This is a genomic window from Tenacibaculum sp. 1_MG-2023, from assembly GCF_030547425.1.
In the GTDB taxonomy this organism is placed as follows: domain Bacteria; phylum Bacteroidota; class Bacteroidia; order Flavobacteriales; family Flavobacteriaceae; genus Polaribacter.
Genome location: NZ_JAUORH010000043.1, coordinates 1 through 4,708 on the forward strand (window position 1 = coordinate 1; position 4,708 = coordinate 4,708).

Genomic DNA, 4,708 nt, shown 5'->3' on the forward strand with positions numbered 1-4,708 from the left:
AAAAGATTTCTCACTTCCGTTGCTCTACAGTTCGAAATGACGTACGTTTTGTCATTTCGAGCGATAGCGAGAAATCTCACCAACAAGAGTCACTTCTATTAGTAAGCCCCCTTTACAAACAACAATAGATTATTTATATTTGAAACTCCTGTTTTTACAGGAATACAGTAACACCTATTAAAGTAGGTTGACTAAAATTTTAAAGCTGTCAATTCGAGTGAATTTTGCGATTGAAAAGAGCATAATTTGTATCGAGAATTTAGGACTTTGACGCTGGAATAGTTCTCGATAGGGCTGCTAAACCTTGAGATTTCTCAGTCGCACACTCCTTCGAAATGACGTACGTTTTGTCATTTCGAGCGATAGCGAGAAATCTGCTTAATTCTAGTTACGAATACCCTTTAAAGTTCCCAACTCTCACCAATAAGAGTCACTCCGATTAGTAAGCCCCCTTTACAAACAACAATAGATTCCCTATATTTGAGACATTCACAAACACTATGAACAAAGAACAACTATTAAAAGAACTCAACTTTAAAGCCGTACGAAGCTCTGGTGCGGGCGGACAGCATGTAAACAAGGTATCCTCTAAAGTAGAGTTAAGTTTTACTATTGAAGACTCGTTAGGACTCTCGGACAAAGAAAAAGCACTGCTCCTTAAAAACTTAGCCAACAGACTCTCTAAAGAAAACACGCTTATACTAAGCTCACAAGAAAGCCGTTCACAACACCGCAATAAAGAATTGGTTACCGAACGCTTTTTTAACCTTTTAGCACAAGCTTTGGTAATACCTAAAGTACGCAAAGCTACCAAACCTAAAAAAGCAGCGATTGCCAAAAGATTAAACGCTAAAAAACAACAGGCCGAAAAAAAAGAAAACCGAAAAAAATTTCGGTTTTAAAACTCCTCTTTACTTTTATAAGATATTACAATAATCTTGCTTTCACATCTTGCTTTCCTACAATTGCCATAATATCAACAGTATTTCTATTTACTTTAAAATAAATACTATCTACTCCGCAAACACAACGTCTGTAACCTTTTTTTATATAATCAACCGACTCAAAAGAAAAAGGTCGCTCTGCAATGCTATTAAAATAGTCAAAGAATGAATTAAAATAGCTATCTGCTTGGGTTACGCCAAATTTTTTAACTCCGTACTGATGAATTCGAATCAGGTCGTTTTTTGCCTCATTACTTAATCGGTACTTAGTCATTTAGTAACGACTTAGATTGTGCTAAAATAGCTGCTTTACTATCGCTTGTAAACCCGCTATTCTCTGCTTTTTCAAGTTTAGCGCGAATCCAATTTATTTCAGCCTGTTGCTTTCTAGCTTGTCGTATCAAATCATTTACCAATTCACTTTTACTAGAATACTCTTTGGTATTTACTTGAGTTTTTAGCCATTCATCATTCGGTTCTGTTAAGGAAATACTTTGCCTTGCCATACTATTTGTTTTTGATGTAAATATACACCAAATACGAATCATGTCAAAATTATTAAAAAGCGGCGATTACCAAACGATTGGACGCTAAAAACAACAGGCCGAAAAAAATTTCGGTTTTAGTTTTATAAAATAATTTATAATGCTCGTGTTTATTATTATCCACGGTATTGTATATGGTGCCTATCCCGAAGGGCATGCATTGTTAGGGTAGTTTTTATCTATCATATTCGGTCTCCCAGGTTCCAGATCCATCTGACTTTATTGTGAACTTTACATTCCCCTTCCACCTTGTAGACCAAACATTGTCTGAATACTGTCTATATTTATTACTTGCGTCCGTTGATGGTTTTTTTCCAACTGAAACAATTACATATTCAGGGTTCATAATTTTAACTGCTGGTTGATAATAACCACTATCTCTTCCATGATGAGACGCATCTAAAACTGTAACATCCTTAATTTTATCTTCATATTTTTCAACTATATACTCCCAAGTTTCTTTTTCTGCATCACCACCAAAAACAAATTTTTTACCACAGTATTCTACCAAAAGCACATAACTCATTATGTTTCTATTATTTTTTTCTTGAGCCAACTTTATTAGTTCAGGAGTTGGAGACAAAACAGTGATATTATCTTGATTCCAAAAGTCTCTACTGTGGTTTGCAAAAGGTCTTACTATAGTTGTGTCCTCTAACTTTGTTTCTTTTGTGTCTCTATATTTCTTATAACACTTCCAATCCCGTTTCTGATTGTCACTTAATTTGGATTCATCCATGTCAAAATTGTTCTTATGACACCAAATATTCCAAACAGAAAAATTTGTAAAAATGGAATCAAGACCAGTTAAATGGTCCATGTGTGGATGGGTTTGAATCATTCTAAAAATACTACTGTAACCTAAAGATTTTATATATTCAATAGGATCAGTCAATCCTATATTGTAACCTGCTTTCTCGTATAATTCCTGCCTATTGTAAATTCCGAGTTTATAAAAGCTTTTAAAATTTTCGCTAACAGAGTTTAATGCTTCATTTATTAATTCACTCGCGGTGTCATCGTCAAATTCTGAGGAACGATTTATGTCGATTACCATAAGGCGATTAGTTTCTTTAAATTCGATAACTATCGTATCGCCATGACCAACATTTAAGTGATGAGTAACAATCATTTGCTTTTGTGTTTTTCAATTCTTTTATTGATGAATCCTGTTTGTTTTCTATAAGAAAAAGTAAAAAGTACAATCAGTGAAATACTAATAGCCGAATTAATCCAAATAGATGCCAAGTATAGAGGAACAATAAATTTGTCATATAGGACGGATAACCCCAATAAAAGTGAAAGCGAGATAAGTGTTCTATATGTATTATTAACTTCAGAAAAGAGATTTATTTTATCATCTTCTTTTGAGGCATCAACAAAATCGCTATAATCTGAAAACTTTACTATTTTCCACTTCTTAAGTATTGGCTCAATTATCAAAGACCCCATTCTGCTTATGACAAAACCAATGAAATAGTAGAAAAACCCTCCAATAAAATTATTTTCCAAAATTAAATCTATCGAGGTAGCCTTATTCAAAATACCAACATATATCACTCCTGGAAATAAATAATTAAAAAGGTTATAAGACGATATTTTATCTACTATATCTTTCATTCTTATTATAGTTCATAACTTTTATATCTATTGTCTTAATTCAACACGTGCTTCAGCTGTTAGGAGTACAGTCATAAGTTTCAATTTTTTTGAATCTTTAAATCCTAATTCTTTACGCATTTCTTTTAAAAAAGTATTTGCATTATTTAATATTGCATATGTATCACCTTTATTTAGGTCTATATTATCTTCATATTCAATATAATTTTTTATTAATTCTTCACTTCCCCAATTCATTAGCCCTTTTTTGAAAAGAGACATTTCGTCAAGTGTCTTTTTTGTAAGTCCATTTCTACTGTTTTTTACATTTTTAAAAATTTCAAAAAAAGCATTATAGAAATGTTCACAGACTTTTTGTTTCTCTTTTAAAAGATGTAATTCATACTCTCTTTCTCGTGTTTTTTTGTTATTTAAATTAACTGTCATTACAGAAGTAAAAGCAGCAACTATTACTGCAACTATTCCTAAAACAGAAATTTTAGCATCAACTTTTTCTATATAAAATATCCCCCAAATTGATAGGGAAATCAGTATTAATACTAGGATAAATAACCAAGTTTTAATAAAAACATCCTTCTTCATATTTATTATAATCTTTTTTAAAAATTCCGCGTAAACCTAAAAAAACCCCACCACACAATCTTACGGAATCCCATAACCTCACCTATTTAAGTCATAAAAGTCGTTTTATAGAGTAGTAACGGTTCTTTATATCGCTGTTTAGGTCGCTGATATCACGGCACGCTCCGTTAACACCACGGCATGGGTCGCTGATAGTACGGCATGCTCCGTTGACACCACGGCATGGGTCGCTGATATCACGGCATGCTCCGTTAACACCACGGCACGGGTCGCTGATATCACGGCGTGCTCCGTTGACACCACGGCATGGGTCGCTGATATCACGGCGTGCTCCGTTAACACCACGGTATGGGTCGCTGATATCACGGCATGCTCCGTTGACACCACGGCATGGGTCGCTGATATCACGGCACGCTCCGTTAACACCACGGCATGGGTCGCTGATACTACGGCTATCCTCCCACTCTCAAATCTGTATGGATTCAATCCAACGCTATCGGCCTACGCATTAACGGATTGTCACTTCGTGTAAAATTATTTGAAATGAAAATAATTTTGTATCGAGAAGTAATAGTCTAGTTCTCGATACAATTTTTAACTCATTATCATTCTTAAAAATCACTCGAACTGACAGTACATGAAAAAAGTATTCGCAACTAGTATAAAAGATATACTTCTGATTGTCTGAATGTTAAAAAAAAGCAAAAATTGACCATCGCATTTGTTTTTTATAGCCCAACACTATAATTTAGAAGCGGTTAAGAAAAAGAAACTAACAAAATGCTATGATTGTATTGCTAAAACCATCTAATTTTTTATGGATTTTTAACTAGTGGCAAGGGGCTCTCCTGCTATTATAATCTTGTTGTTTCTACTTATTACCTATGGGTAGCGTGTTTTTACGCTTCCCTAAAAACACACATGTAACTTAAATTAAATATTTTGAGTTATTAAGTTACGTTCTGTTTTATTTGTTTCCAGGTCATAGGCTCATTATTAATCATTCTAATAATAGAG

General features: G+C 33.7%; 6 protein-coding genes. 1 reads left to right on the top strand and 5 read right to left on the bottom strand.

The genetic code is table 11. From position 1 onward, the window contains the following. The first annotated feature begins 500 nt into the window (after positions 1 to 500). Positions 501 to 902: an alternative ribosome rescue aminoacyl-tRNA hydrolase ArfB gene (gene arfB, locus Q4517_RS15325; protein ID WP_303511259.1), complete on the top strand. Its 402-nt coding sequence runs from the start codon at positions 501 to 503 to the stop codon at positions 900 to 902. Between the two features lie 25 nt (positions 903 to 927). Here the strand turns inward: arfB and Q4517_RS15330 are convergent, their stop codons facing one another. The 5 genes from Q4517_RS15330 to Q4517_RS15350 form a co-directional block, all read right to left on the bottom strand. Beyond that, the gene (locus Q4517_RS15330) at positions 928 to 1,218 is read right to left on the bottom strand and encodes a type II toxin-antitoxin system RelE/ParE family toxin (RefSeq protein WP_303511262.1); all 291 of its coding nucleotides are present in this window, start codon (positions 1,216 to 1,218) and stop codon (positions 928 to 930) included. Beyond that, positions 1,211 to 1,450, bottom strand: coding sequence for a type II toxin-antitoxin system ParD family antitoxin (locus tag Q4517_RS15335; protein WP_303511264.1), 240 nt, complete (start codon positions 1,448 to 1,450; stop codon positions 1,211 to 1,213). Before Q4517_RS15335 ends, Q4517_RS15330 begins: the two co-directional genes overlap by 8 nt. A gap of 214 nt (positions 1,451 to 1,664) precedes the next feature. Beyond that, positions 1,665 to 2,384, bottom strand: coding sequence for a ComEC/Rec2 family competence protein (locus tag Q4517_RS15340; protein WP_303511267.1), 720 nt, complete (start codon positions 2,382 to 2,384; stop codon positions 1,665 to 1,667). Positions 2,385 to 2,617: 233 nt separating this feature from the next. After that, on the bottom strand, positions 2,618 to 3,109 hold the full coding sequence (locus Q4517_RS15345; protein ID WP_303511270.1) for a hypothetical protein: 492 nt from the start codon (positions 3,107 to 3,109) through the stop codon (positions 2,618 to 2,620). 27 nt (positions 3,110 to 3,136) lie between these two features. Beyond that, positions 3,137 to 3,691 carry a hypothetical protein gene (locus Q4517_RS15350; RefSeq protein ID WP_303511272.1) on the bottom strand — a complete coding sequence of 185 codons (555 nt, stop codon included), beginning with the start codon at positions 3,689 to 3,691 and terminating at the stop codon, positions 3,137 to 3,139. Positions 3,692 to 4,708: the final 1,017 nt, after the last annotated feature.

What these genes read in the sequence shown, in the direction of transcription:
- arfB (WP_303511259.1), top strand. Translation starts at nt 501, where the DNA reads ATGAACAAAGAACAACTATTAAAAGAACTCAACTTTAAAGCCGTACGA.
- Q4517_RS15350 (WP_303511272.1), bottom strand. Translation starts at nt 3,691, where the DNA reads ATGAAGAAGGATGTTTTTATTAAAACTTGGTTATTTATCCTAGTATTA.
- Q4517_RS15345 (WP_303511270.1), bottom strand. Translation starts at nt 3,109, where the DNA reads ATGAAAGATATAGTAGATAAAATATCGTCTTATAACCTTTTTAATTAT.
- Q4517_RS15335 (WP_303511264.1), bottom strand. Translation starts at nt 1,450, where the DNA reads ATGGCAAGGCAAAGTATTTCCTTAACAGAACCGAATGATGAATGGCTA.
- Q4517_RS15330 (WP_303511262.1), bottom strand. Translation starts at nt 1,218, where the DNA reads ATGACTAAGTACCGATTAAGTAATGAGGCAAAAAACGACCTGATTCGA.